This window comes from Campylobacter peloridis LMG 23910, from assembly GCF_000816785.1.
In the GTDB taxonomy this organism is placed as follows: domain Bacteria; phylum Campylobacterota; class Campylobacteria; order Campylobacterales; family Campylobacteraceae; genus Campylobacter_D; species Campylobacter_D peloridis.
The window spans coordinates 322,107-347,729 of record NZ_CP007766.1 but is presented as its reverse complement, the minus strand read 5'-3'; the positions used below and the strand labels follow the sequence as shown (position 1 = coordinate 347,729).

Below are 25,623 nucleotides of genomic sequence, written 5' to 3'. Positions count from 1 at the left end.
TTTCACTAGCCTTTAAGATAGCATCTTACTTCATTTTTCCTATTGCAATAAAAACCTAGCTTTAATATAATTTCAAAAACCACAAAGGAGAAAAAATGGATACAAAAATCTTTTTAGAAAATGGCCGCGTAAAAAGCAAAGGTTATGCTATGCTTAGCAAGGATTCTAAATTCACCCCTTTTGAATTTACACGCCATAAAGTAGGCAAAAACGACATCTTAATCGCTATCAAATACGCAGGAATTTGCCATAGTGACATCCACACTGCAAGAAGTGAGTGGGGCGAGGCCACCTACCCTTGCGTGCCTGGACATGAAATAGCAGGTGAAGTTATCGCAGTGGGTGAAAATGTGAGTAAATTTAAAGTAGGTGATTTAGCTGGGGTTGGGTGTATGGTAAATTCATGCGGAGAGTGCCAAGCATGCAAAAAATCTCAAGAGCAATTTTGTGAAAATGGCAAAACCATCTACACTTACAACTGCAAAGATGTATTTCATGATAATGAAAACACCTACGGAGGCTACTCAAACAACATCGTAGTAAGTGAAAAATTTGCTATCAATGTGCCAAAAAATGCCCCACTTGACAAAGTAGCGCCATTACTTTGTGCAGGCATTACCACCTACTCACCGCTTAAATTTTCAAACATCAAAGAAGGCTCAAGTGTAGCTGTAGCAGGATTTGGTGGGCTTGGTGTGATGGCAGTAAAATACGCTGTAAAAATGGGTGCAAAAGTGAGTGTTTTTGCAAGAAATGAAAACAAAAAAGCACAAGCTCTAGCTATGGGCGTGAGTAATTTTTATACTAGCACAGAAAAAAGCGTGGTTAAAGAAAGATTTGATCTTATCATCTCTACTATACCAACGCCTTATGATCCGCTAGCTTATATGGATTTATTAAAATTTGGTGGTGAAATGGCTATAGTAGGCTTACCTCCACATGAAGTAAGCCCTAGTATAAATATCATTAATTTTGTATTTAAAGCAGGTAAAAAAGTATATGGCTCGCTTATTGGGGGCATTAAAGAAACTCAAGAAATGCTTGATTTTTCTTTAGAGCATGGAATTTATCCTGAAATTGAACTCATCAAACCAAGTGAGATTGACAAAGCTTATGAAAATCTCACTTCAGGAAAAGCAAATTTTCGCTATGTGATTGATATGAGTGAGCAAGATTAATACTTATCAAAAATCACATCGCTAATGTCAAATCCTCTTTGCTTGGCTATTTCAAGCAAAGAGTTAATTTGCTCTTTTGCTAAAATTTCTCTTGATAAAATCCACAAATATTTTTTATCAGGACTGCCTACTATAGAAACTTTATAATTTGTATCAATGTAAATAATCTCATAATTTGGCTTGTTAAAAATATTCATAAAAATGCTAAATTTTACCGCCAAAGCTCTTGGGGATTTTACTCTAGCTTTGCCATTTGCTTGAGAGATTTCACCATTTTCCTTGGTGCATATATTTTTAACTTTAACTATGGCTTTATCGCCTTCATATTCTAGCTCATATTCTGCTTTAGAGTTAACACAAGATTTTTGAAAAAACGCAGGTTTTCTAGCCATTTCAAACCATGTGCCCATGTATTTTTCTAAATTTAGATTATCTAATAGCTCTATCATTTTTCCTCCTTGTTTTTTTGATTATAATTTTAAATTAACAAACTAAAAAAGGATTGAAAATGAAAAATATTTTGTTATTAAATGGTGCTAAAGAATTAAAATTTTCAAAAGGAAGATTAAATCATACTTTACAAGAAATCGCAAAAAATACCCTAAAATCATTAAATTACAATATAAAAGAGACAATCATAGATCAAGGATATGATATAGAAGAAGAAATGCAAAAACTTATGTGGGCTGATGTTTGGATATATCAAATGCCTGCTTGGTGGATGGGCGAGCCTTGGATAGTTAAAAAATATATAGATGAAATTTATATACAAGGTAAGGATAAATTTTTTATAAATGATGGAAGAAGTAGTGCTAATCCTAGTATAAATTATGGCACGGGCGGATTATTGCAAAATAAAAAATATATGTTTTCTCTTACTTGGAATGCTCCTATTGAAGCTTTTACTTTAGAAAATGAATTTTTTGATGGAGTTGGTGTGGATATGGTGTATTTGCATTTACATAAAGTTCATCAATATATGAGAATGAGTGCTTTGCCTACTTTTATAGTAAATGATGTTTGTAAAAATCCAAAAATAGATGAATTTATAAAAAATTATGAAAAACATTTGCTTGAAAATTTTAAAGTTTAGAAATTTGGGATTTGATATTAGAAATCATTGATTTTTTAATATCAAATTCGCTTTGTATATTTTGTATAAAATTCTTTTTATGTTGTATTAATTCTGCAAAAATTTGCATATAATTTTTATAAATTTTTAAAACTACAGGCTTATTTAAAAATAATTCTTCAAACTCATATACATTAAGTTCGGTTAATACTCTTTGATAAACCTCGCTTGCTTTTGGATAATACAAACTAAATTCAGTACTATCAAGCTCGTAAAATTCTTTACTCGCATTCATTTTAGAACTAAAAAAAGCCAAAGCAAGTTTAGTAGCACTCTCATAATTTGCCAAAGCTTTTAAATTTAGTTTTTCTAAAAATAAATCAAGTTCAAGCTGACTTTTAAATAATAATTGTTTAAAATCCTTTAAAAAAAGCTCTTCACTAGCACTAGCAAAACTTCTAAAACTAGCAAATTCTTCTTCACTTTCTAACTCCTCTTCTTTTTGTAAATTTGAAAATTGAGCTTTAAAAAGTAAAATTTGCTCTTCTAAATTAGTAAAAAATAGCGAAAAATCATCTTTGATTTGACCAAATTCTAAAGCAATTTCATTTTTTAGCTTTTTAAATTCTTTATTCATTGCTTCAGAGTTATAAAACATAGCCAAAAACGCATCATCACTTGAAAGATATGGTGCTTTATAAGTTATTTTTTCATAAAGATTTTTCTTAAATAAACCCTTAGTTTCTTTATAATAACTACTATCTTTTTCTTTGATAAATTTTAAAATCTCTTGAGCAATTTTTTCCCCAACGAGCTTTAATTTATCTATACAATCATGGTTTAAAATTTTAATTTTTTGCTCTAATTCATTCACTTGAGAAGTTTGTAAAATAGTATCAAATTTAAATTCTAATTGCTTTAAAATATCTTCAAAAAAAGTATATTGTTTTAGCAGTATTTCACACAAATTAATCAATTTTTCTTTAACAAAAGCTTTTTTGATATACTCATAATCAAGCCCTTGTAAATACTCATACAACAAAGGTAAATTTGACTTTTGCAAATCAATCTTTGCTTCCTTGCATGAAATTGCTATGATTTTTTCAAAATACTTATCAAACACTAAATGTGCATAATTTAAGACATTTTCTAACTCATCTTGATTTAGCTTATCTTTTTGATTTAAAACACAAATTCCACCACGCTCTAAAAGTTTGGCGTTTGCTTTTATAGCGTCTTCTTCACTCTTTTTACCCGCATTATCAACCAAACTAAGCCAAATAGCACTATGCATAAAAGAAAGTTCTTTAAAAGTGGTTAGCGTATCAATATCATTAGCATTTAATCCTGGAGTATCTATAAGAGTGATATTTTTTAAAAGTTCAATAGGTGCAAAAAGATGTAAACTTTTAGTTTCTTTTAATTCGTTTCTTTGATCACTAAATTTAGAAAGTTCATCTATATCTACAATCTCATCACTACCATCTTCATACTCTACTCTTAAAAAATACTCTTTAGCATAACGCAAAAAAGTAGGTTTAAAAGTCACTGGCACCACACCTGTTGGTAAGCATTCTTTTTCTAAAATCAAATTTAAAAGCGTAGATTTACCGCTAGAAAACTGACCTATAATGGCTATGTTAATAGCTTTATTATAACTAGCTATAATCATTTCAAGCTCTTTAAAAAAATCATCACTTAAATGTAAACTTGGTTCTAAAAATGCATTTTTTATGGCAAGAATTTTACCCTTAAAACTATCATCAAAATTTTTACAATAAGCATTTTCATAAGCTTTTAAAAAATCATCAATCATATCATTTTGCATTTAAAAGCTCCGCTTTTAAAATTGTTAAACTATGTAATTTTGTATTATTTTTATCTAAAAGTTCTTTTGCATTTTGCTCATTTTGTTCCATTTGTAAAATAATATTTTTTAAATCTTTGATTTGTTCTTCTTGTTCTTTTTCATAAAGAGTTAATTTTAAATCTAAACTCTCAAAAAAATCTTTATTATTTTTTAGATCTTGAGCTATTTTTTCCACGCCAAAACTTTGTAATTTTTCTAAAATTTTATTTTCTAATATACTTTCTAATCTATAAATTTCTTTATTTTGCCCTATAGTTTCTAAAAGCTCTAGTTTTAATTTAACAAAAATTTCCCCACTAAAAATACTTTCTATTTTCGTCTCAACCTTGCTTTTAAAATCATCACAATTTTGTTCTAAAACATTTTTTAAAAAATCATATTTTACACTCAATGTATTTTTAATCTCATTAATTTTATACTCACTTTGGTGTTTTAACTCTCTTAAAAGATCAAAAATTCCATCTTTTAAAGTCGTATCAATAATGGTATTTAATCTTTGATTATTATTTTTAATTTTATTACTTTGATTATATTTTAACTCATCTATGAGTTTTTCTTTTAATTTCTTAGCTAGCAAATATAAAAGCGTTGATATTTCTTGAGTGTTTTCATTTTTTGTGTTAAAAATAGCATTTAACTCTGCTTTTACCTGCATTAATTTTTCTTTTTTTGCTTTAAAATCATTTATAATAGCTTGATTTTGCTTATCAAGCTCAAAGCTTTCATAATTTAACATTTTATTAGAAAATTTAATTTTTTCTTCTGTTTTTTCTAAATGCAATAATAATTCTTTTTTATAGGCACTTAAAGCGATTTTGTTTTTATCATATAAGCTTTTAATTATAAGCTCTTCTAGTGCTAAAATATTACTTTGTTCTAAATTTCCGCCTTTATTTTGATAAAAATCATTAGCTAATTTTGAAGAAATACATATAAATTCTACATTTTCTGCTAAATCTTGACTTGAATACTTTAATTTTAAATTTTCTTTGAGTTTATTTTTAGTATAGTTAATCACCTCTTGTAAGTCTTTTTGGCTAAGCAAATCAGCCTTAGTAAGCACAATCAAAAGCTTGCTTACCCTTGAAGTTAATAAACACTCTATAATAAAATCACAATCTTTTTGACTTAAACTTTGGGAAGCATTCATAAGATGGATTAAAAAATCAGCTTTGCTTATATAATCTTTTGTTAAAAGTTCTCTTTGGATAATCACATCATCAAGCCCAGGAGTATCGACTATACAAACATTGTCTTTTAAAAAATCAAGCATAGAATAAAGTTCTATTTTTTTAATAAGTGCTGAAATTTTGTTTTTTGCACTAGTGTAATTTTTTAATTCTTCAAATTTTATTTCTATATTTTTATTTTCTTTTTCAATATACGCATTTAGATTAAAATTTTGTTCTAATTGCTTTATAAGCTCTTTCATATCTTGACTATCTTTAGAACTTTTTAAAATATTTTGCCACTCTTTTTCATTCCAAAAACAAATATTAGCTTTTTGCTCTTTGCCGTATTTTAAAATGGTTAAATTCGCAGTCTCTGGGACATTAGACACTCCTAAAAAATCTTCTTTTAAAAGTGCGTTTAGCATGCTTGATTTTCCTGCATTTACCACACCCGTTACTGCGATAGAAAAATCAATATTACTAAATTTAATTAAAGCTTCTTGTAAAAGTTTTTGAATTTTTTCATCTTCGCAAAGATTTTGTAAATTTTGGTTGATATGATCTAGTGTTTGATGGGAATTTTTAAATTCTTGTTTATAATCTTTTTGCATAATCTTTTGCTTAGAAACAAAGGTATGCATTAAAGTATTATCAGTGATTTTTTGAAGTTTTTCTAAAGCTTTTAAAAGCTCATTTTTATCCAAAATTCCTAATTTCAAAGCATTAATAAAACAAACTTGTGCATATTGTATACCATAAAGATCTAAGCGTAAATTTAAACTTTTCATCAAATTTTTAAATTCATTCAAAGCACTAAATCTTTCATAGTTGCTAAGATTTGCACTTAAAATAATTGCTGCTTTTTGAGTATCAATCAAGCCTTCATCAAAAAGAGTATTTGTATCAAGATAGACACTATGATTTTGCCAAATTTGTTCTAGTAATACTTTTAAAGCCCCCTTTTCTTGGGGGCTAGGATTATTTGTTTCTTTGAGCGACAAGCTGTCTTCTCATATAAGCGATTTTGCTTTGTAAAGGTAGTTCTTTTGGACAATTATCCTCACATGCAAGCAAAGACATACATCCAAATACCCCATCATCATCACCTACTAATTCATAAAAATCTTCTATACTTCTGTGATCATGTGGATCTTGTAAATATCTAGCTGTTCTTAAAAGTCCAGTAGCTGCGATAAAATCAGGTCTCATCAGCTTAGTAGCACAAGAAGCAACACAAATTCCACACTCTATACAACGATCAAGCTCAAAAGTCTCATCAGCAACTTCTGGCTCAATACGCTCTTCAAGTTTAGAGATATCTGTTTCTTTTTCATTATGCACCCAGCTTTCAACGCGTTTGCACATACTATCAAACCACTCACCTGTATTAACACTTAAATCTTTTATATGTCTAAAAGCAGGTAATGGCATAAGCTCTATAACTCCATCTGGATAATCTTTTGTTAAAGTTTTACAAGCAAGTTTTGGCTTACCATTGATCATCATAGCACAGCTTCCGCAAATCCCTGCTCTACATACAAAATCAAAACTCAAATCTGCATCCATTTTTTCTCTAATTTGAGTTAAGCACACAAAAATTGTCATAAATGGAGTTTCTTCAAGCTCATAAGTAACAAAATGAGGCTTAGAAATTTTACTTAATGGATTATATTTAAATGCTCTTATTGTTAATTTTCTACTCATAATCAACTCCTATTCTTTGGTTTGGTGCTTTAAATTTAGCCTGCAATTCATAAGGCATTAAAGCATGTTGAATTTCATATCTTCCTTTACCTTCTGCTTCCATTTTCTCACGGATTGCATCAACTTCAGCTTGGCGTTTTTCGCTTAATGGATTTTCTATGATATTTCCTTTAGCACCATAACCTCTAAACGCAGGTGGAATTTCCATTTTCATAATGTCAAGATCTTCATACTCAACTCTTGGCATACTTTCACCTTCTACCCAGTAAGTATTTGTTCTTTTCATCCAATTTAAATCATCTCTTTTTGGATAATCTTCTCTATAATGAGCTCCTCTACTTTCTGTTCTTAAAAGTGCTCCATAAGCAACACATAAAGCAACTTTTAACATTCTTGGAACTCTGTAAGCTTCTTCAAGCTCTGGGTTTGCACATTTTAATTCTTTATCATGAACTTTCAAATCAAGTGATTTTTGATATAATTCTTCAAGCTCTTTAACAGCTTCTTCAAGGCCTTGACCTGTTCTAAAGATAGCTACTTTTTCCCACATAATATCTTTCATTCTATTTTTGATTTCAAATACATCATGTTTTCCTTCTTTACTTACAAGAGATTTTAAATAATCATATTCTTTAGAAAGGAAGGATTTAACTATATTTGTATCAATATCATTGCCATTTTCTTTGCAATATTGAGCAAAATAATCCCCTACTATCATACCTGCAACAACCGTTTCTGAACATGAATTTCCACCCAAGCGGTTAAATCCGTGCATATCCCAACAAGCTGCTTCACCGCAAGCAAATAAACCATTTAACCATTGACTCTCACCAGTTGGTTTTGTTCTAATACCACCCATTGAATAATGCTGCATAGGTAAAACCGGCGCCCAACCTTTTGGACCCTCATCAGCAGGATCAATACCATTAAATGTTTTACAAATATCTTGAACATCACGAAGATTTTTTTCAACATGAGCACGGCCAAGGATAGAAATATCAAGCCATAAATGATCACCATATGGGCTTTTTACGCCTTTTCCTTTTCTAATATGCTCCATCATTCTACGACTTACAACATCCCTACTTGCAAGTTCTTTTTTCTCAGGCTCATAATCAGGCATAAAGCGGTATCCATCAACATCTCTTAAAATACCACCATCACCTCTACAACCTTCAGTTAATAAAATTCCACTTGGCACGATTGGAGTTGGGTGAAATTGCACTGCTTCCATGTTTGAAAGTCTGCAAAGTCCAGTTTCTAAAGCAATAGCTGCTCCAGTTCCTTCACAAATTACTGCATTAGTAGTTTGCTTATAAATTCTACCATAACCGCCCGTTGCTATCATAGTTCCTCTAGCAACATAAGCAATTAATTCTCCATTAGTTAAATCTCTAGCAATAGCCCCTAAACATTTTTTACCATCATGGATCAATCTTACTGCTTCCATTCTATCAATGATTTTTACTTGATGTTTAATCGCTTCATTTGCCACACCATAAAGCATACAATGCCCTGTTGCATCAGCTATATAACAAGTTCTCCATTTTTTAGTTCCACCAAAGTCTCTTGCATTTATAAGACCATGTGCTTCTTCTTTTTCTTCTATAGTTGTTTTTTGTGCATTAATTACAACTGTTCTTGGACCTTTTGTAACCCTAGTCCAAGGCACACCCCAAGCAGCTAACTCACGCACTGCTTTTGGAGCAGTTTGTGCAAACATTCTTGCAACTTCTTGATCACAGCCCCAATCTGAACCTTTTACTGTGTCAGCAAAATGCACATCTTCATTATCACCTTCGCCTTTAATACTATTACCTAAACTTGCTTGCATACCACCTTGAACAGCAGCAGAGTGTGATCTTTTAACAGGACAAATACTTAATAAAGTTACACTTTGGCCACTTTTTGCAACTTCAATTGCTGCCCTAAGTCCAGCAAGACCCCCACCAATAACTAAAGCATCACTATATTGTATATTCATATTTAGCTCCATCATAAGTTTTTACTATTTGTGCTACAGAATTATTTTGATAATTATTTAAACCTATTTTTGCAAAAGCAGCTAAGCTTAATAATCCTAAAACTAAGAAGAAAATACTAATAAACCATTTTGCTTTTTTTAGTTTTTTACGACTTTCTTTAGCATCTTTTCCTTCAAACCAACCCCATTTTACACAAAGTCTATAAAGACCAATACTTCCATGCAATTCAACACTAATTAATAAAACAAGATAAAAAAGCCACATAAAATGACTAACAACTCTATCGCCTGACATATCAGCGCTAATTTTGTCTGCATTAGTAATAACAAAAATTAAATGTGCCGAACCTAGGAAAAACATAATAAATCCAGTTGCTGCTTGAACCCACCATAAAGAAGAGTCGCCATGATTCATATATTTTAAATGAGTTCTACAAATTTGGTATTGTCTAAAATTTATAGGAAATTTTCTCATTGCAAGGCCAGCATGCACGAAGAAAATTACCAAAACACAGGCAGCTAAAAAAGATGTAATATAACTCATAGCTGGACTATTGATGATAAATTTGAGTTCTAAAAAATGAACAACTGAATCAAAAAAATCATCACTAACCAAAATGGTAGAGACGAAAAACATATGTGCCCACATGAATAAACCTAAAATTAAGCCCGTTGCACTTTGGATATAGTCAAGTTTTGCTGGCATTTTACTTTTTTTGCCATCAATGCTCTTGCCTAAAAAACCTTCAATGAGTTGGCTCATATTTGCTCCTTTTATAAAATTGATAATTTTTTATATCAAAATAATTATAGAACTTTTATTCTTAAAAAAATAAAAAATTATAAATTTTTTTTAATATTTCTTAAATAAAAAGATAAAAATACTCCTAATATAAGCATTAATAAGCTTAGAATTTGCCCCATACTCATACCAAAAGCTATAAATCCTATGCCAAAATCAGGCTCCCTATAAAATTCACACACAAAACGCGCCAAAGCATATAAAATCGTATAATATGCAATTAATTCTCCATTGTATTTTTTATATTTTTTTATAAATAATAAAATTATAAATACAACCAAACCTTCCAAAAATGCTTCATAAAGTTGAGAAGGATGACGCAGTACTCCATCTATATAAATACCCCATGGAACATCAGTAATCCTACCAAATAATTCTTGATTTAAAAAATTTCCTATACGCCCAAAAATATAACCACATGGCACACTAATGGCAACTAAATCAAGATATTTCCATAAATTTTGTTTATGCTTTTTACAAAATAAATAACTAGCAATTAAAAATCCAAACACAGCACCATGATAACTCATACCTCTAATTCCTATAAATTCTCCATTATAAAAAGGATTAAAAATTTGCCAAGGATGTGTGATATACCATAGCGTGTTTGCATCATAAATTAAGATATAACCTAATCTTGCCCCTAAAATCACGCCTATTTCAACCCAAATAAAATAACTATCAAGCATGGCTTTGGAAATTCCCATATTATCTTTAATGGCATAGTATTTTGCTACCATTAAAGCTACCAATAAAGCCAAAACATACATAATGCCATACCAATGCACTTTTAAACCAAAAATTTCAAAAGCAACTACATCAAAATTTGCATAAATATTTTGCCAAAAATCCATAAAATACCTTTAGTAAAAAAACAAATAATATATCAAAAAATTGTTATAATTATAAAAAACGAAGGAATAATAATGAAAAAAATTTTATTATTTTTTAGCGTAATCTTATTTTTTAGCGCTTGCACAAGTAATCAAAAAACATATCATATATCAATGCCCAATTTTAAAAGTTCCATACAAACGCAAAATACAACAAACGAAAATGCACCAAAAGTTAAAATTAGTGGTATTGAGATTGTTAAAAATACTTTTTATAGCTCGTATTTTGAAGAATCAACATTAAATCAAAGAATAAACAAAAGCTTAGAATTACTAAAAAATCAACTTTTAAAAGACAGCAAAGCTTTGCTTGAAAATAAAGGATATATAGTTAGCGATGATAATCCTGATTATACCTTTCATCTAACCATTAATGCAAATTTGTATGAAGATAAGGTTTCAAGAAGTTCAAGTTTTGGTGGAAATAGTGTGGAATCTTCTTTCATGATGATTTTAGAATCTCATAGCAATTTGGTTAATTTACATCAAAACAATACATTTAACACCTCAACAAGTTCTACCAAACTAGATGAGCCTATTATTATTAATTACCCTATAAAAGGTGATGCTAGTTTAGAAACTTTTCGCCAAGTATATAGTGCCATACCTACACAAGTTAATGAAAGTATGGCAGCTAGTGCATTAAAAATCGATAAGGTATTTATAACTTTTTATAAAGAAATTACTACGAATTTAAATACTTCATTACCTCAAAATGAAAATTTAGACAATCAATTAGAGCCAAAAGAAGAAAAAATTATCCAAGAACAAGAAAAATCCAAAAACGAAACAACTCCATATCAAAACAACGAAGTTATCATTTTTGAATAATAGGTGCAAAAAATACATTAATTTTAAATTCAAGATTAATGTATTTTTTTTCTGATTTAAACTTTACAGGGGTAGTAATTTCTACTAAATTTTTATATTTTTGCAAATCATTTAAAAAAGAATAAAACGCTTGAGGATTTAGCATTTTTACCTGTGCATGAAATTGATATTTAAGATATTGAGATGATTTTTCTATGGGTATTGATTTTAACGACACATCTTCAAAATAATTTTTCATAAATTTTATAAAATCATCTTGTGAAAATTCTGTGTTAATTTGTGCTAAATTTTTAGCATTTGTATTTTTAAAATTTTGTATAGTTGTTTCTATAGCTTGTAGTTCATTTAAGGCTTTTATGTTTTGACTTTGCTGAACTACTAATCTTGAGTGTTCTAGTTTATAATCCCTTAAAAAAGGAACAATTAAAAATAAAATTAAAATAGCACAAAGTGCAATAAAAGAAAAAGAATAAATCAGTATTTTTAATACATCTGCTTCTTCAAGACTCTTATCATTTTTATTCATTGTTTTCCTCTAATGTAGTATTGATACTTACAAAGCGATACCAACCATTTTCTAGTTGATAATAACTTGTTTGCGAATTTGTAAATACACTCCTTAATGGAGCTTCTAATAATAAAGCAAATGTTTCTTTAGTTGGCGTCACACCCCTTATAGTTAAAGAATTATTTTCCAACACAACCTCATCTAAAGAAATATTTTTAGGAACCAAGGTAAAAAGATTTTTAATACTATTTAATAAAATTAAATTTTTACCATCTTCGTTTATTCTGCCTAATACCATCTCTGCTTGATTATTTTGCCTTGATAATTCTTTGTATTTATCTTTATTTATTTGAATTTGCTTTGTAATGTGTAATAATTCTTCTTTTTTATTATTTAGCTCAAACGCTGCATAGTAGCTTTTAAAAACAACCACTATAAATACAATCAAAATTAAAGAAATACTAATCATAGTAAAGTAAATCCAAATCCTTGTAAAAAGGTTAAATACAGGTTTTATCTTAGGCGTAATTAAGCTGTATTTCATAGTTTTAAATCCTTTACCATAAGTTCATTCATCAAATCAAGTGTATCAACAAGCTCTACTTTAGGTTTGATAAATAATTCATTTTCTATATAATCTAAAGAAGTATGACTAAAACTTTCTTCATCAAAGATTACCATTTCTTCTAAAAAAGTATTATCATATAAAGGATTATTATAAAATTCTTTTACACTTGAAATAATATATTCTATCATTTTCATATCTGAGCTAAACCCTTCTAAAGAATCTTGGACAATTTCTTCACTTTGCTCTTCTTCTATCTCATCAAGCTTATCAAGCTCTTGGCTCATTTCTTCTAAGCTTTTTAAATCATAATTTTCATCATTGTTTTCACTAGTACTTTCTTCGCTATTATCAAAAATTTCATTTTTTTCTTCATCTTCTATATCTAAATCATACTCTTCTTTAACATCATCATAAAAATCATCTTGATAATTTGAACTAGCAATGTTAAAATAACTTCCAAATAATATATTCTCACCCTTGCAAATAAGTATAGCTACAAATTCATGATATCTATATACATAAAGCCCTATTTTATCACTAAAACCTTGTTTTTGCATACAATAATAAAGTATGCAAAAAGGAGAATAAAGCAAATCAAGTCCACCAAAGGCATCGTATTCTTTTTCATAGATATCTAAATAAGTATTAGAAGCATACATTAAAGCATTATTAAAAGTGATACATTTTACATTAGTAGAATCAACACCAAATTTTGAAAGCTCTTTAAAATTAGTACTTGGAACAATCCCTTGAGCAATAGGTGTAAAAAAAGCACAAATATAATAAATCTGAAAATCTTTTGTTAAATTTTTTACATATTCTATAGCTTTTTCTTTATCTTCAAAACTTTTTTCAAAAGTATTAATAGCTTGGGATTTTTTCCATGTATGACATCTTATAATGTATTGTTTTTCATCATAACATATGCAAACTAAAAGTTGTAAAATGTATTTTCTAAAAAAAGATAACATCTGCTTATCCTTTGTCTAATTGACTTATCATATCAAATTTTTCTTTTATCAATACTTTAGCTTCTTCTAAATTTAAATTTTGTATTTTAATTTCTTCACTTAATCGATATTTTAAAGTTGAAAAAGGTTTAGGTAAAATCATTTTATCCCAACTTTTAAATTCCCAATATGAACTTGCTTCGTAATTTAATAAAAAAAGTGGAACATTTTTTTTCAAAGCTATCATTACAGAACCATCTGAAATACTATGATAAGGTCCCCTTGGTCCATCAGGGGTAATGATAACATCATCTCCTTGATCTAAAATTTTAAAAGATTGCTTAAGCAAAGTTAAAGCACCTTTACTTGTACTTCCTCTTAAAGTATTTAAGCCAAAAAGTGCGATATTTCTAGCAATAATTTCTCCATCTTTATGATGAGATATCATCACATAAGCTTTTTTTTCTTTAATACCCATTTTTTTATACGCAAAAGGCATTAGAGCAAGACGTCCATGCCAAAAAAGTATTACACAAGAATTTGGTGGTAATTTTTGCCCTAAATATTTTTTTTTACAAGTTAAAAAAATTAGCCATTGTAATAAATAAATTCCAAAAGCTATAAAATTAATTTTAAAGGATTTCACCATTTAACACCATACGCCTAGGATTGGTGATTTTCACTTTTTTCATTTGCCCTAATAATTCTTCACTACCTTTAACTTGAACTAAAAAATTATTATCACTTCTACCTGCTACAAAACCATCATTTCTTAACTCTTCAAACAAAACCTCAAATTCTTTATCTTTTTGTTTTGCAACAATTTCATCTAAAATTTCTGTATGTCTAGCTTGCAAAATGCTTAATCTTTTAGAAGCTATATCATCAGGAATTTGATTTGGCATAGTTGCAGCTTTTGTTAATGGCCTTTTGGAGTATTTAAAAGAAAACATTTGCTCAAAACGCACCTTTTCAAGTACATCCATGGTATCGTTAAAATTTTCATCACTCTCACCTGGAAAAGCAACTATAACATCAGTAGAAATACTTACATCTTTACACATAGAGCGGAGTTTTAAGGCTCTATCTAAATACCATTCTTTAGTATAACCGCGTTTCATAGCTTTTAAAATTTCACTTGAACCACTTTGCAAAGGCATATGCATGGACTTACACACTTTAGGATTTTTAGAAAAAACCTCTAAAAATCTATCATCCATATGCAATGGATGTGGGCTTGTAAAACGAATACGCTCTAAACCTTCGATTTCACTTAACTTTTCCAAAAGATCTGAAAAATTAATCTTTTCATGTGCATTAGAAAATCTTTTACCATAGTTATTAACATTTTGCCCTAGTAAAAAAATTTCTTTAGCCCCATTTAAAACTGCTTTTAAAGCTTCATTTTTAATAATCTCAAAAGGTATAGAAATTTCATCTCCTCTTGTGTGAGGCACTATACAATAAGTACAATGTTTATCACAACCTATAGAGATATTAATATAAGTTTTATAAAGACTATTTCTAAAATCTGCAAAAGCATAATTACTTTCATCAAAATCTATATCATTGCCTAAAAATTTAGGAGTATTAACAGCTTTTGTGATTTTAGAAACATTTCTAGCACCCAAAACAAAATCCACATTAGGAGCACGCTTAAAAATTTCATCTCCCAAATGTGAAGCAGTGCAACCGCAAACTCCTATCTTAGCTCCATTTTTTTTAATTTTTTCAAAACTTCCAACTTCTGAAAAAAGTTTATGCACTGGTTTTTCACGCACTGAGCAAGTATTAATTAAAATCAAATCTGCTTCTTTTGCATCTTGAGTTAATTCATAATTTTCTTTTTCTTTAAGTTCGGCTATCATGTGCTCAGAATCTCTAACATTCATAGCACAACCTAAAGTCTGGATAAAAAGTTTTTTACTCAAAGAATATGCACCTCATACATGAAATCTGCATCGTCTAAACCATATTTAATTGTTCTATGATATACGCATTTTCCTTTTTTTTCAAAATGCTCTACCAAGGCAATTAATTGTTTATGTGCATTGTCTTTATCAAAATAAAAAAATTTTTGACCTTCTTTATCTATAGCCTTTTCAATACTTTCTAAACTTATGCTTTTTGGCTTTTCATCAACAGAGGTTCTTGCTATTTTTAAATCCATATCATCATCCTCAAGTTTTTTTAATCTGAAATTATAACAAATTTTACTTTTAATTAAACTTATTAAAGATATAATTTTATTCTTCAAAATTTAAAAATCCAAAATTAAGGTTGTATTGTTATTATGGAAAAAATCACAGATATAATAGAATCCATTGCTAATGAGAAAAATTTGCAAATAGAAGATGTAAGAGAAAGAGTTAAAAAAGCACTTATTAACACTGCAAAAAAAATTTATGGTGATAAATATGAATTTTTTGTTGATTCAGGAAAAAATTTACAGCTTTACCAAAAAATCATTGTTGTAGCTGATAATGATGAAAGATTGGAAAATGAAAATGAACATTTTATCGCTCTAAGTAAAGCAAAAACTGAAGCAAAAGATGTAGAAGTTGGCGATGAGTTAACTTATGAATGTTCTTTAGAAAATTTAGGACGCACTGCAGCAAATATATTACATAAAGAATTAGAATACAACATACAAAAACTTTTAGAAGAAAAAATCTATGAAAAATACCAAAAAATGGTAGGGCATATGGTTTTTGGTAGTGTTGTAAGGGTAGATAATGAAGAAAATACTTATGTAGAAATTGATGAATTTCGCGCATATTTACCAAGAAAAAATCGTATCAAAGGTGAAAAATTTAAAGTAGGTGATGTGATTAAGGCTGTAATTAGACATGTTTATATTGATAAATCAGGTATGAGAATGGAACTTAGTAGAACTAGTCCTAAATTTTTAGAAGCTTTGTTAAAAGCTGAAGTTCCTGAAATCAAAGATGGTCTTATAAATATTTATGCAAGTGCAAGAATTCCAGGTGAAAGAGCAAAAATCATCTTGCAAGCTAATAGCCCAAGCGTTGATGCAGTTGGAGCAACCGTAGGCATAAAAGGAGTTAGGATTAATGCAGTAAGTAAAGAGTTAAAAAATGAAAATATTGATTGTATAGAGTATTCTAGTGAAATGGCAATTTTAATCACGAGAAGCTTAGCTCCTGCTATTATAAACTCAGTTAATATAGAAGATAAAAAAGCCATAGTAACACTAAATAGCGAGCAAAAAAGCAAAGCCATAGGAAAAAGCGGAATTAACATACGCTTAGCTAGTATGCTACTTGGTTATGAAATAGAATTAAACGAAGTAAATGCAAAAGACAAAACTAGCAATCAAGAAGAAGCATTTAAAAATCTTAAAGCCTTGTTTGGAGAAAATTAAAGTTGCTTACCGACGGTTTGTTCGGTAAGCTTTCTTTCTAAAACTAAATCCACTATAGGTTGCTCTCTTTTGTTAGCCTTTTGGCAGTGATTTTTGTCAAAAAAATCTGTGATTTTTATGACTATTTTAGCCCATCTTTTATCGCGTTCTCTCCAAGCATGAGATGATAAAGACTCCCAAGCATAGCCATTAAACAAAGTAGCATTAACAAAATGATCAAGTGCCCTCACACCTTGTCTAACCCTAGCAGGGTTTCCAAAGGTTCCTACTACAACTATAAAAAGATAACTAATCACTGCCAAAGGAACAATAGCACAAAGTAGTATGGTTCCTGCTAATTTTTCTTTCATTTTTGCCTTTTTATAAATCTTATATTCATACCATTAGCTGATCTTATAGTAAGTCTTCCTACAATATCAGGCACAAAATTCTCTTGTAATTCTAACTTATAAGTCCTTAAAATATTAGCTAAAATCAAAATTGCTTCTTGCATAGCAAAACCTTGACCTATACACACACGCTCTCCCATACCAAAAGGCATATAAGTGTCTTTTTTAATCTTACTTTTATCTTCATGGCGAGTTGGATCAAACTCATGTGGATTTTCCCAAAAATTATCATGCCTGTGAATGAGCCATGGAGCCACTACTACACCAGAACCTTTTTTTATAAGTTTATCTCTCATTTTGCTTTCATTTCTTGCTTCTCTAGCAAAAAATCCAACTGGTGGGTATAGTCTTAAACTTTCTTTAAATACATTTGTTAAATATTTCATCGCTTTAATATGTTCTATTTTAAACTCATCATTACCTGCAATTTGCATGATTTCTTCATAAGCTTTTTGCTGCTCTTTTGGCGAAATACTTAAAATATAAAGCGTCCAAGTTAGCGAACTTGCAGTAGTTTCATGGCCTGCTAAGAAAAGCATGGCAACTTGATCTAAAATTTCATTAAAAGAAAATCTCTCATTTGTATCTGCATCTACTACCATAAGTAATGAAGACAAAATATCTTCATATTTTCCTTGATCATTTATTGCATTATCATATCTTGGTTTTATAATATCTGATAAAACCTTGCGTATAACTCCACCTGCTTTAAGTCTTTTTCTTTCTCCTAAAAGATTTGAAAGCCAAGTTGGAAAGCGAAACATTCTTCGCATAGCAGTTTTAACGGTTTCTTCTTGCACAGTTACAAAAGCATCTAAAACAAGTTTACCTTTTTGTTCATCAAGTTTTGAAGACATGATAGTTCTAAAAATCACATCTGCAGTTACAAAAGTCATAGCCTCATCTACTTCTATAATCGCTTTATCTTCATATTTTGCAAATCTTGCCATCATGTCAGCAGCAGCTTCACTCATCAAATTAAAAACCTTAGAAATCCTTGTCATTTCAAAAGAAGGTCTTAAAAGTTCTCTTTGTTTTTCCCACACTCTATCGTTTGTAGTGAAAATACTTACACCTAAAAGTGGCTCTAAAAGCTCATGCAAGAGTTGGCTTTTTGGATATTCTCTAACCTCATCTATCATAATGCGTCTTACTTCTTTTGGATCATTTACTACATAAAGATCAAATCCAGGCATTTTAACTCTACCCATCATCATTTTATAACTACGATCATAAAGTCCATCAAGCCATGATCTTCTTTTTAATAAAAAAGTAGTTAGCGTGGAAGCTTTGTTTTTATAAGGTTTTGGATGAAATGGACATTGCCCCATGATGTTTACCTCCTATTTGATTTTTTCTTCTAGCTTATTTTTCCCTATAATAAATTCAAAAAAATTATACACTCCTTGAATTTGTGTAGCAAACAAATACAAAAAATGTGCTTTATATTTGTCTCTTTTGATTTTTTTATAATCTTGCTTTGTGTATAAGGTATGAAATTTAGCCGAAAGGTATCTTGGACTAAATTGTGCTTTTACTCCACTTGTGCGTATGAAATCAACCTGTGCAAAACAAGCCCCATCGATAATAGAAGTAAAATCATACCATATTAAATTTTTACTTCCTAAATACTCTAAATCTTTTTTAAAATCATAAGATATTTTTTGATAACTTACTAAAGGTATACATTCACCTAAGGTTAAAATTTTTAAATTTTTAAAAGAGATATTTTCTTTTTCACATTTTTTTAACACTTTAGCTAAAACATTTATACAAAGCACCGTTCCTACACTATGTGCACTTAAGATGAGTTCGTAGTTTTTATCATTTTCATTTTCTTTTAGTTTTTCAAAGATAACTCTAGCAAAATCATCCATTCTTAATTCAAGCTCACCTTGAGAATTTTTCTCCCAATTAGCACAAAAAGAGCAAATTCTAGCTATCCAAAAAACAGCTAATTTTTTTCCTAATCTATAAAGCATTTTTGGTAAAAACACTAAACACGCAATAAAAGCTAAAATGCCAAAAATTATATGAAAATTTTGCAAATAAAATAAACTTCCAAAAGCACAAAATAAAGTAAAAATCAAACTCAAAAGCACATAAAAAAATGGGTAATAACCTGTAATAAGCTGATAAGGGGATTCTTTACCAAATTTTATAAAAAGCCCTGTTATAATAAAAATTCTAAAAACATCATAACAATCACTCAAGGCGTCTTTAATGCCCTCTGACCAGTTTTTTTTAACTATATCATTCCAGCTTAAAAAAGTATAAGTAGTGTTTGTATGCGGAGTTTGAATTTGCCAAAAAACATATGTATTAACTTGAGCTTTTGATAAAGTATAATCATAATTTAAAAGTTCATTTTGTAAAGCTAAGTTTTTTTTAAACATAGCATAATAATGCCTATATCCTCTAGGATCATAACCAGCTATATAAAAAACATCTCTTTTTTGGCACATTTTATCCATCAAAATCCTAAACTAGTTTAAAATGAATTCAAAAATATATCTAAAGTTATTATCTTTGTCAAATGCTTAATTTAAAAGGTTTAATGGAGATTTTTACTCTGAAATTATCTATTAAATAATATTTTATAAAATGAATAAATTTTTATAAAAGAAAGAACTTGAATGGATATAGTTTTACTAGGTGGTAGCAATAGCGTAGTAAAAAACGGACTTAGAGTAGGTCTTGAAGATAAAGATATCACTTTGCATAATTATGCTTTAGGACTTAGTTCTTCTTTGCAAAATCTTTATGAGTTAATACGCCATAAACAAACTATACAAAAAAGTGATTTTCTCATCAGTGAATCAAATATTAATGATTACTTAAGCCCTATAAGTTTGAAAATTATACTTAGAAATATTGACTATTTTTACGAAGAACTTTATAAAGCAAACAAAACTACTATAGTGCTTATACTTCCTATACCAGCTTGCAATGATAAATCAAAAGCTATCAATGAAACACATAGAAAAAATTGTGCTTATTATGGTTTTAATGTAATTGATGTGGATGTGTATTTTCACCAAAATAACCTTTATGCTTTTAGCAAAAATTACAATTTTCATCCTATGCCACTTGCTATGCAAGAACTTGGTAAAAACATTATAAAAAATTTAAAAACTTTTAAGAAATCTAAAGAAAATATCCCATGCTCTAAAAGGAATTTTTTTATATACTTCCCTTCAAATTTTCCTAAAATATGCCATAAAAATTCCTTCTTTTGCGAAGAAATAAGAAGAATTAATTCTAAAGAAAAATTGATTTTTCCAAAAGAATTTATTGGTAATCAAATTTTAGGTATACATACTTGGAATCACACTAGCTCATCAACCCATGCTATATCATCTATAAGCATTGAGAACTCATCTTTTAAATTAGTAAAAAATTTTGGACTTATCAATACTTTTCAAGATATACAAAATGAAAAAGCAATTTGTGATGAGCAAACCTTTTTGTATGTTAATACGCAAATTATCAAGCAAAGCGAGGAAAGTTCAGGCTTAAGCATAGCAAATGAAAAAACACCAAGGCTTGATTATGTAGACTTAATAGGAATTTTACTTTTAGAAAATGATAATGATAAAAAGATTGAATGTAAAAATTATCTTACAAATACCCATGATTCTTTAATACCACCTATAGCATTTTATAAAGAATTAGCACTAGAATACCATGAACTAAAAAAACTTGATATGCAAATATGCAAACTTTTTTACAAAGTCAAAATCATAATCTTTTGCGTTTTTTAGACCACAAAGACTTAAAAAACGAATATGAGATATTTATTCATCAAAACAATAAACTTTATGGAGCTAGCTTAAGGATAAAAGAAAGGCTAAGCTATAAGCTTGGGGAAGCTATCATGAAAAATAGCAAAAGTTATTTAGATTGCTTTAAAATACCTTTTGAACTAAGAAAAATCAAAAAAGAGCATTTTAAAAATCAAAAATATCAAAAAAACCTACCGCCACTAAAAGCTTATGCAGACTATAAACACGCTCAAATAGCCAAAACTCACTTACCTTATCTTTTAGGCAATGCACTTTTACAAGCCTCAAGAACCCCTTTTAAAATAGGCTATTTAAGCTTACCTTTTAAACTAAAAAAGATTGCAAAAAACTATAAAAAGAAAATTTAATCTAAACTAGTATTTTTGAAAAAATTCCCATTAACTTGGGTTTTATATATCACATAATTTCTAAATTTAGCGTGTAAAACAGCATCAGGCTTATATGCCCTGCACTCTTTCCAAAAAGTATGCAAGCTTTTTTGATAAGTCAAACCTTCTATATCATAAAAGGCTTTACCCATTACCTTTAAGGGGCTATTGTGATATAAAGCAGAAAGTCCCACTGTGCTGTTTATAACAATGGTTCCTTTTGTATTGATTAAAAGTGTAGGCAAGTGTAAATCATGCACATATAAGATTCTACCCTCGACATTGTATTTTAAACTCAAATCTTTTATAAGCTTAGTATAGTCTCTATAACCACGATCCATAGGATGATGTTTAAAAATTAGATAAGACTTTACTTTAGCATGATTTGCAAAAGAAACAATCACTTCTTCTATAAATTTTTCTGTAGTTTTTTTATAATGATGTGAAAGTTGGGTATCATTATGCACTTGTAAAATAGCTAAAAAATACTTTTGCTTTAATGAAAGAATTTTTTCATTGATTGCTTTTTCAGTAATTTTGTATTTTTTCTTTCTGTATAAAGATAAAAACCAAGGTAAAAAGTCAAATAATTTTAAGCTTCTATGGTGTAAAGAATTATTAAAATACCAAGAAAACAAAGCAGCAAAAAGCCAGTATAAAAAAGAAGCAAAAGCCATATTTTTAAATGAGCCAGAAAAATTCTTTGTTTTGAAATCTTTGTTGAATTTATTTTGGTTTATATAAAATTCTTTTTCTCTTGGTAAAGTTGAGTTTGCATTCACTCCGCCTTTTTCAAAAGTAATGAAATTTGGTCTTATATAGCCTTCTTCAAAAATCCATACTTCAATACCCATTTGCTTGGCAACACTAATGGCGATTTCATGCACTTTTCTACAATCATTATACATAATGATAACTTGAATTTGCTTTTCTTCAAAAAGCTTTTGATAAAAGTCTTCAAGCTCGGCTAAACTTTTAGTATAATTAATGCTTTTAAAAGGATAAAAGAAAAAATCCCCGCCATTAAAATTTACTTTATAAACCTTAGCTTGTGGAATTTTTGTAGCAATTTTACGAAAAAATCCTCCCACAGGTCCTTGGAGCAATAAAACATTTTTTCCAGAAAATTTTTTTAATTTTTTACTTAAATTCATCTAATCAAAATAAATTCTACTAATCTTCGTATTTTTCTTAATATATAAATTCTAACATCCATAAACCAACGCAAATAAAACTTGGAAAAATAATCTTTTTGCATTTTTAGCATTATATCTAATGCAAGCTCAACTTCACATAAATTTTTGCTCTTTGGGTGAATGTATCTTGGATAAAGGATCAAAACTCCCGCAACTAACTCTTCTAAACTAAGCACTCTTGTACGTCTTGGGATTTCATGCAAATCTGTAGTCAAACCCCAACCTGCATAAAAAGGCTTACCATAAACTACTACTTTTTTACCACGCAAAAGAGCGTCAAATCCACTTGTAGAAGTTATGGTATGCACTTCATCGCATGCATTTATAGCACTATCTATGCTGACATTTTCTATAATTTCATCGCAGTATTTTAAAATAATGCTTTTATCTTTTAAGCCTTTGCGGTTGCCACTTAAAACATCAGGGTGGGGTTTAAAAACTATGAAGGCGTTTTCATTGGCCTTTCTTACGCTTTGTAGAAGTTTTAAGGTATCAAAACCGCCACCCCCTAAAATCATAGAAGCATCATCTTCTACTTGAGCGGGGATTAAAATGATTTTTTTGTTGGTATTAAAATTTAGCTTTTCATGTTTTAGGCCATTATACTTTGAAAATTTATTTTGCGTGATGGTGGTGATAAGCTTTTTAGCTCTTTGTTTTAAACTCTCATCAAATTCATGATTTTGCAAAATATCTTCTAAATCACTTGGTTTGCTTGGATCAACATACAAACCTTTGCAATCTACTATCAAAGAAAAAGGGCGCGTGAGATCTGAGCCCAAAAAAACTGAGCGTAAAAAGCCATCTTCTACTAGAAAAATTTCATTATTAAAATCTTTAGCTAGTAAAGTTTTATCATGCTTTTTACCCCAAATAAAAATTTTATCTTCAGGATTTAAATTCGCTTTATAAAGCCCGTCAAGTGAGTTTAAAAAAATGATTTTATTGTTTTTGGCTTTGAAAAAAGGTTTTATATATTCTCTTTTCCATTTAGAAAAACCTAAAAAATATAAAGTATTTGAATTAGCTTGTTCTATCTTTTTATATTTTACTAGAGTATGAATAGTATCAAAAATATCGCTTTTTTGGTTTAAATAAGGGTTAAAATACTCACTATATAAAATATAAGCAGCATAAAAGATTTCTTCTAAAGCTCTTTTTCTAAGCCTTCTTTTGCATACTTGTTTATCTTGCGTTAAACCCCAACCTGCATAAAAAGGCATGCCATAGCACACGCATTCTCGTCCCACCATCAAAGCTTCAAAGCCCATACCAGAAGTTTTAGTATAAACTTTTTTAAAATGACTTAGCAATTCTATGGGATTGTAATTTTCTTTTATAACTACACATTTACTTGGTAAATCTTGTGCGTTAAAATCACTTTGCTTTTTACCACTTAATACATCAGGATGAATTTTAATGTATATTTTAGCATTTGGATTTTCTTTGATAGCATCATTTATGATATCTTGAGTTGAAAAATTCTCAGCTAAGCCAAATTTAAGAGAAGCATCATTTGCTACTTGAGTGATGATTAATACGCGTTCTTCGTTTGTGCTAAAAAGCTCTTTTGGTATGCAAAGATTATTATTATACTTGCTAAGTTTTTCTTTTTTTATAAGTTCTATGGCTTTTTTTGCTTGCTTTAATTCTTCGGGGCTAAACTCATAAGTGTTTAGAATATTTTCAAGCTTAGATGGTGCAGTAGCATCATAGTAAATTCCCACATCATCTTTAACTATAGAAAAACTCGGACTATTTTCTACACCTAAATTTAGCGAGCGCAAAAAGCCATCCTCCAATAAAATCAAAGAACCATTAAATTTTTTATATAAAAAAGAAGCCCATCTGCCAGTACGTTTTCTTCCCCATCCTATAAAGTTTTTTTTGTAAAATATTTGAATAAAATTGTTTATATAAAAACAATAACCATTTAGCATTTTTTTATACCTATAGTATCTATAATTTGTTCTAATCTTTGCTTCCACGTATGATTTTTTGCGATAAATTCAACTCCTTTTTTCAACCTTATCTTATCATCTTCATTTAAACCATCTTTTTTAAACCTATATAACAAATCTTTTAATTCTTCCTCGGTTTGAAATGAATAACAATAATCTTTGAAATATTTTTCAACAGCTGGTGTGTGATTAGTAATAGCTACACCTCCACAAGCTATAATCTCTATAAGTCTTCTTGAAAACATAGTAGGGGAATTTTCTATAGTATTAACATTTAAAGAAATTAGATATTTTTTATATATCTCTGCTGTTTTTTTATACTCAACCGAAGGATAAATTTGCATGCCTTTAAAATTTGGATATCTATAGTTTATAGATTTTCTATCTGAATTTCTATCATAAATATCAAGATTATTAATCTTGGACGATAACTCAAACATCATATCTTGATAAAATCTTCTTTTTTCATGTATGTGTCTTGAGTAACTCCCAACAAAATTAGCTTTACTGGATATAAAATTAAATCCAGTAAAATTATGAAATTTGGATTGAACAGCAAAAGGTAAAACATCCACATAAGAATTTTTTCCTACATAAGATTTATACTTTGATATGCAATTTTCATCAACAGTAAAAACAAACTCAAATAACTTTGCACTATTGATAAATCTATCAAAATGTACATCATCTTCTTTGTTCCAAAATACCGTAGGAATATTTAACATTTTTGCAAAATTAACAAGCTTTTGTAATTTTCTATTATTTCTTCTTGGATAATCAGGGTATGAAGCGATTTTATATTTCCATTTATTTTTAAAGCCATGCCAAGCTGACTCAACAAATAAAAAATCAGGTTTCCAAAAATAAAATACTAACTTATAATTCAATGGAGTTATATTTTTTATAATTACTCCATCTTCTGCTTTTAAAGAGGCATAGGTTAATTCATCAGCAATTAAGGCTATTTTTAACATACTTACTCACAC

25 protein-coding genes are annotated in these 25,623 nt (G+C 29.0%); 6 read left to right on the top strand and 19 right to left on the bottom strand.

Features of this window, described 5'->3' with window-relative positions:
- The first annotated feature begins 95 nt into the window (after positions 1-95).
- Positions 96-1,178 carry an NAD(P)-dependent alcohol dehydrogenase gene (locus CPEL_RS01735; protein WP_044598361.1) on the top strand — a complete coding sequence of 361 codons (1,083 nt, stop codon included), beginning with the start codon at positions 96-98 and terminating at the stop codon, positions 1,176-1,178.
- Here the strand turns inward: CPEL_RS01735 and CPEL_RS01730 are convergent.
- Positions 1,175-1,627: a lipocalin family protein gene (locus tag CPEL_RS01730; RefSeq protein WP_044598360.1), complete on the bottom strand. Its 453-nt coding sequence runs from the start codon at positions 1,625-1,627 to the stop codon at positions 1,175-1,177. The genes CPEL_RS01735 and CPEL_RS01730 overlap by 4 nt on opposite strands.
- Before the next feature lie 59 nt (positions 1,628-1,686).
- On the opposite strand from CPEL_RS01730, the gene CPEL_RS01725 reads away from it, so the two are divergent.
- Complete coding sequence (locus CPEL_RS01725) at positions 1,687-2,271, top strand: NAD(P)H-dependent oxidoreductase (RefSeq protein ID WP_044598359.1); 585 nt, start codon at positions 1,687-1,689, stop codon at positions 2,269-2,271.
- Here the strand turns inward: CPEL_RS01725 and CPEL_RS01720 are convergent.
- The 6 genes from CPEL_RS01720 to lgt all read right to left on the bottom strand — a co-directional run bounded on the left by CPEL_RS01720 (position 2,261) and on the right by lgt (position 10,636).
- On the bottom strand, positions 2,261-4,078 hold the full coding sequence (locus CPEL_RS01720; RefSeq protein ID WP_044598358.1) for a dynamin family protein: 1,818 nt from the start codon (positions 4,076-4,078) through the stop codon (positions 2,261-2,263). The genes CPEL_RS01725 and CPEL_RS01720 overlap by 11 nt on opposite strands.
- Positions 4,068-6,293: a dynamin family protein gene (locus CPEL_RS01715; RefSeq protein WP_044598357.1), complete on the bottom strand. Its 2,226-nt coding sequence runs from the start codon at positions 6,291-6,293 to the stop codon at positions 4,068-4,070. Before CPEL_RS01715 ends, CPEL_RS01720 begins: the two co-directional genes overlap by 11 nt.
- Positions 6,271-6,996: a fumarate reductase iron-sulfur subunit gene (locus CPEL_RS01710; protein WP_044598356.1), complete on the bottom strand. Its 726-nt coding sequence runs from the start codon at positions 6,994-6,996 to the stop codon at positions 6,271-6,273. Before CPEL_RS01710 ends, CPEL_RS01715 begins: the two co-directional genes overlap by 23 nt.
- Entirely contained in the window at positions 6,989-8,980 is a 1,992-nt protein-coding gene (locus CPEL_RS01705) for a fumarate reductase flavoprotein subunit (RefSeq protein ID WP_044598355.1), read from the bottom strand. Before CPEL_RS01705 ends, CPEL_RS01710 begins: the two co-directional genes overlap by 8 nt.
- The gene (locus CPEL_RS01700) at positions 8,964-9,743 is read right to left on the bottom strand and encodes a fumarate reductase cytochrome b subunit (RefSeq protein ID WP_044598354.1); all 780 of its coding nucleotides are present in this window, start codon (positions 9,741-9,743) and stop codon (positions 8,964-8,966) included. The genes CPEL_RS01705 and CPEL_RS01700 overlap by 17 nt, the downstream gene beginning before the upstream one ends.
- Positions 9,744-9,820: 77 nt before the next feature.
- On the bottom strand, positions 9,821-10,636 hold the full coding sequence (lgt, locus tag CPEL_RS01695) for a prolipoprotein diacylglyceryl transferase (RefSeq protein ID WP_044598353.1): 816 nt from the start codon (positions 10,634-10,636) through the stop codon (positions 9,821-9,823).
- Between the two features lie 72 nt (positions 10,637-10,708).
- On the opposite strand from lgt, the gene CPEL_RS01690 reads away from it, so the two are divergent.
- Complete coding sequence (locus CPEL_RS01690) at positions 10,709-11,506, top strand: hypothetical protein (protein ID WP_044598352.1); 798 nt, start codon at positions 10,709-10,711, stop codon at positions 11,504-11,506.
- On the opposite strand, the gene CPEL_RS01685 is transcribed toward CPEL_RS01690, so the two are convergent.
- The 6 genes from CPEL_RS01685 to CPEL_RS01660 are packed head-to-tail and all read right to left on the bottom strand — an operon-like array spanning position 11,493 to position 15,702.
- Positions 11,493-12,032, bottom strand: a complete 540-nt coding sequence (locus CPEL_RS01685; protein WP_044598351.1) for a hypothetical protein — start codon at positions 12,030-12,032, stop codon at positions 11,493-11,495. The two genes, CPEL_RS01690 and CPEL_RS01685, sit on opposite strands and share 14 nt — an antisense overlap.
- Positions 12,025-12,558 (bottom strand): hypothetical protein, encoded by a 534-nt coding sequence (locus tag CPEL_RS01680; RefSeq protein WP_044598350.1) that lies wholly within the window; start codon positions 12,556-12,558, stop codon positions 12,025-12,027. The genes CPEL_RS01685 and CPEL_RS01680 overlap by 8 nt, the downstream gene beginning before the upstream one ends.
- The gene (locus CPEL_RS01675) at positions 12,555-13,553 is read right to left on the bottom strand and encodes a hypothetical protein (RefSeq protein ID WP_044598349.1); all 999 of its coding nucleotides are present in this window, start codon (positions 13,551-13,553) and stop codon (positions 12,555-12,557) included. The genes CPEL_RS01680 and CPEL_RS01675 overlap by 4 nt, the downstream gene beginning before the upstream one ends.
- A gap of 4 nt (positions 13,554-13,557) precedes the next feature.
- Complete coding sequence (locus CPEL_RS01670; RefSeq protein WP_044598348.1) at positions 13,558-14,181, bottom strand: lysophospholipid acyltransferase family protein; 624 nt, start codon at positions 14,179-14,181, stop codon at positions 13,558-13,560.
- On the bottom strand, positions 14,165-15,463 hold the full coding sequence (gene miaB, locus CPEL_RS01665) for a tRNA (N6-isopentenyl adenosine(37)-C2)-methylthiotransferase MiaB (protein ID WP_084083547.1): 1,299 nt from the start codon (positions 15,461-15,463) through the stop codon (positions 14,165-14,167). The genes CPEL_RS01670 and miaB overlap by 17 nt, the downstream gene beginning before the upstream one ends.
- Positions 15,460-15,702: an HP0268 family nuclease gene (locus CPEL_RS01660; RefSeq protein ID WP_044598347.1), complete on the bottom strand. Its 243-nt coding sequence runs from the start codon at positions 15,700-15,702 to the stop codon at positions 15,460-15,462. The genes miaB and CPEL_RS01660 overlap by 4 nt, the downstream gene beginning before the upstream one ends.
- A gap of 123 nt (positions 15,703-15,825) precedes the next feature.
- Here CPEL_RS01660 and nusA point away from each other — a divergent pair, with 123 nt between their 5' ends.
- A complete protein-coding gene (nusA, locus tag CPEL_RS01655; protein WP_044598346.1) occupies positions 15,826-16,917 on the top strand; it encodes a transcription termination factor NusA in 1,092 nt (363 codons plus the stop codon).
- Here the strand turns inward: nusA and CPEL_RS01650 are convergent.
- Genes CPEL_RS01650 through CPEL_RS01640 form a run of 3 tightly spaced genes read right to left on the bottom strand, consistent with a single transcriptional unit; the run spans position 16,914 to position 19,780 of the window.
- Complete coding sequence (locus CPEL_RS01650) at positions 16,914-17,267, bottom strand: M14 family metallopeptidase (RefSeq protein WP_044598345.1); 354 nt, start codon at positions 17,265-17,267, stop codon at positions 16,914-16,916. The two genes, nusA and CPEL_RS01650, sit on opposite strands and share 4 nt — an antisense overlap.
- Positions 17,264-18,637, bottom strand: coding sequence for a cytochrome P450 (locus CPEL_RS01645; RefSeq protein ID WP_044598344.1), 1,374 nt, complete (start codon positions 18,635-18,637; stop codon positions 17,264-17,266). The genes CPEL_RS01650 and CPEL_RS01645 overlap by 4 nt, the downstream gene beginning before the upstream one ends.
- A 12-nt stretch (positions 18,638-18,649) precedes the next feature.
- Complete coding sequence (locus CPEL_RS01640; protein ID WP_084083546.1) at positions 18,650-19,780, bottom strand: DUF829 domain-containing protein; 1,131 nt, start codon at positions 19,778-19,780, stop codon at positions 18,650-18,652.
- A 162-nt stretch (positions 19,781-19,942) separates the two neighbouring features.
- Between CPEL_RS01640 and CPEL_RS09435 the strand changes: the two genes are divergently transcribed.
- Complete coding sequence (locus CPEL_RS09435) at positions 19,943-21,070, top strand: SGNH/GDSL hydrolase family protein (RefSeq protein WP_044598343.1); 1,128 nt, start codon at positions 19,943-19,945, stop codon at positions 21,068-21,070.
- Positions 21,022-21,459, top strand: coding sequence for a hypothetical protein (locus CPEL_RS01630; protein ID WP_044598342.1), 438 nt, complete (start codon positions 21,022-21,024; stop codon positions 21,457-21,459). The genes CPEL_RS09435 and CPEL_RS01630 overlap by 49 nt, the downstream gene beginning before the upstream one ends.
- On the opposite strand, the gene kpsS is transcribed toward CPEL_RS01630, so the two are convergent.
- From kpsS to CPEL_RS01615, 3 genes are read right to left on the bottom strand one after another with little or no spacing between them, the layout of a single operon-like run.
- A complete protein-coding gene (kpsS, locus tag CPEL_RS01625; protein ID WP_044598341.1) occupies positions 21,456-22,634 on the bottom strand; it encodes a capsule polysaccharide modification protein KpsS in 1,179 nt (392 codons plus the stop codon). The two genes, CPEL_RS01630 and kpsS, sit on opposite strands and share 4 nt — an antisense overlap.
- Positions 22,631-24,616, bottom strand: coding sequence for a capsular polysaccharide export protein (locus tag CPEL_RS01620; protein WP_044599475.1), 1,986 nt, complete (start codon positions 24,614-24,616; stop codon positions 22,631-22,633). The genes kpsS and CPEL_RS01620 overlap by 4 nt, the downstream gene beginning before the upstream one ends.
- On the bottom strand, positions 24,610-25,611 hold the full coding sequence (locus CPEL_RS01615; protein ID WP_044598340.1) for a CgeB family protein: 1,002 nt from the start codon (positions 25,609-25,611) through the stop codon (positions 24,610-24,612). The genes CPEL_RS01620 and CPEL_RS01615 overlap by 7 nt, the downstream gene beginning before the upstream one ends.
- Positions 25,612-25,623 lie beyond the last annotated feature (12 nt).

Coding starts and splice junctions, on each gene's coding strand:
- CPEL_RS01690 (WP_044598352.1), top strand. CDS start 10,709: ATGAAAAAAATTTTATTATTTTTTAGCGTAATCTTATTTTTTAGCGCT.
- lgt (WP_044598353.1), bottom strand. CDS start 10,636: ATGGATTTTTGGCAAAATATTTATGCAAATTTTGATGTAGTTGCTTTT.
- CPEL_RS01670 (WP_044598348.1), bottom strand. CDS start 14,181: ATGGTGAAATCCTTTAAAATTAATTTTATAGCTTTTGGAATTTATTTA.
- CPEL_RS01660 (WP_044598347.1), bottom strand. CDS start 15,702: ATGGATTTAAAAATAGCAAGAACCTCTGTTGATGAAAAGCCAAAAAGC.
- CPEL_RS01735 (WP_044598361.1), top strand. CDS start 96: ATGGATACAAAAATCTTTTTAGAAAATGGCCGCGTAAAAAGCAAAGGT.
- CPEL_RS01685 (WP_044598351.1), bottom strand. CDS start 12,032: ATGAATAAAAATGATAAGAGTCTTGAAGAAGCAGATGTATTAAAAATA.
- kpsS (WP_044598341.1), bottom strand. CDS start 22,634: ATGAATTTAAGTAAAAAATTAAAAAAATTTTCTGGAAAAAATGTTTTA.
- CPEL_RS01720 (WP_044598358.1), bottom strand. CDS start 4,078: ATGCAAAATGATATGATTGATGATTTTTTAAAAGCTTATGAAAATGCT.
- CPEL_RS01730 (WP_044598360.1), bottom strand. CDS start 1,627: ATGATAGAGCTATTAGATAATCTAAATTTAGAAAAATACATGGGCACA.
- CPEL_RS01700 (WP_044598354.1), bottom strand. CDS start 9,743: ATGAGCCAACTCATTGAAGGTTTTTTAGGCAAGAGCATTGATGGCAAA.
- CPEL_RS01705 (WP_044598355.1), bottom strand. CDS start 8,980: ATGAATATACAATATAGTGATGCTTTAGTTATTGGTGGGGGTCTTGCT.
- CPEL_RS01725 (WP_044598359.1), top strand. CDS start 1,687: ATGAAAAATATTTTGTTATTAAATGGTGCTAAAGAATTAAAATTTTCA.
- CPEL_RS01640 (WP_084083546.1), bottom strand. CDS start 19,780: ATGGATAAAATGTGCCAAAAAAGAGATGTTTTTTATATAGCTGGTTAT.
- CPEL_RS01630 (WP_044598342.1), top strand. CDS start 21,022: ATGCAAACTTTTTTACAAAGTCAAAATCATAATCTTTTGCGTTTTTTA.
- CPEL_RS01710 (WP_044598356.1), bottom strand. CDS start 6,996: ATGAGTAGAAAATTAACAATAAGAGCATTTAAATATAATCCATTAAGT.
- CPEL_RS01680 (WP_044598350.1), bottom strand. CDS start 12,558: ATGAAATACAGCTTAATTACGCCTAAGATAAAACCTGTATTTAACCTT.
- CPEL_RS01620 (WP_044599475.1), bottom strand. CDS start 24,616: ATGCTAAATGGTTATTGTTTTTATATAAACAATTTTATTCAAATATTT.
- CPEL_RS09435 (WP_044598343.1), top strand. CDS start 19,943: ATGGATATAGTTTTACTAGGTGGTAGCAATAGCGTAGTAAAAAACGGA.
- CPEL_RS01615 (WP_044598340.1), bottom strand. CDS start 25,611: ATGTTAAAAATAGCCTTAATTGCTGATGAATTAACCTATGCCTCTTTA.
- CPEL_RS01650 (WP_044598345.1), bottom strand. CDS start 17,267: ATGAAAGAAAAATTAGCAGGAACCATACTACTTTGTGCTATTGTTCCT.
- CPEL_RS01675 (WP_044598349.1), bottom strand. CDS start 13,553: ATGTTATCTTTTTTTAGAAAATACATTTTACAACTTTTAGTTTGCATA.
- CPEL_RS01645 (WP_044598344.1), bottom strand. CDS start 18,637: ATGGGGCAATGTCCATTTCATCCAAAACCTTATAAAAACAAAGCTTCC.
- nusA (WP_044598346.1), top strand. CDS start 15,826: ATGGAAAAAATCACAGATATAATAGAATCCATTGCTAATGAGAAAAAT.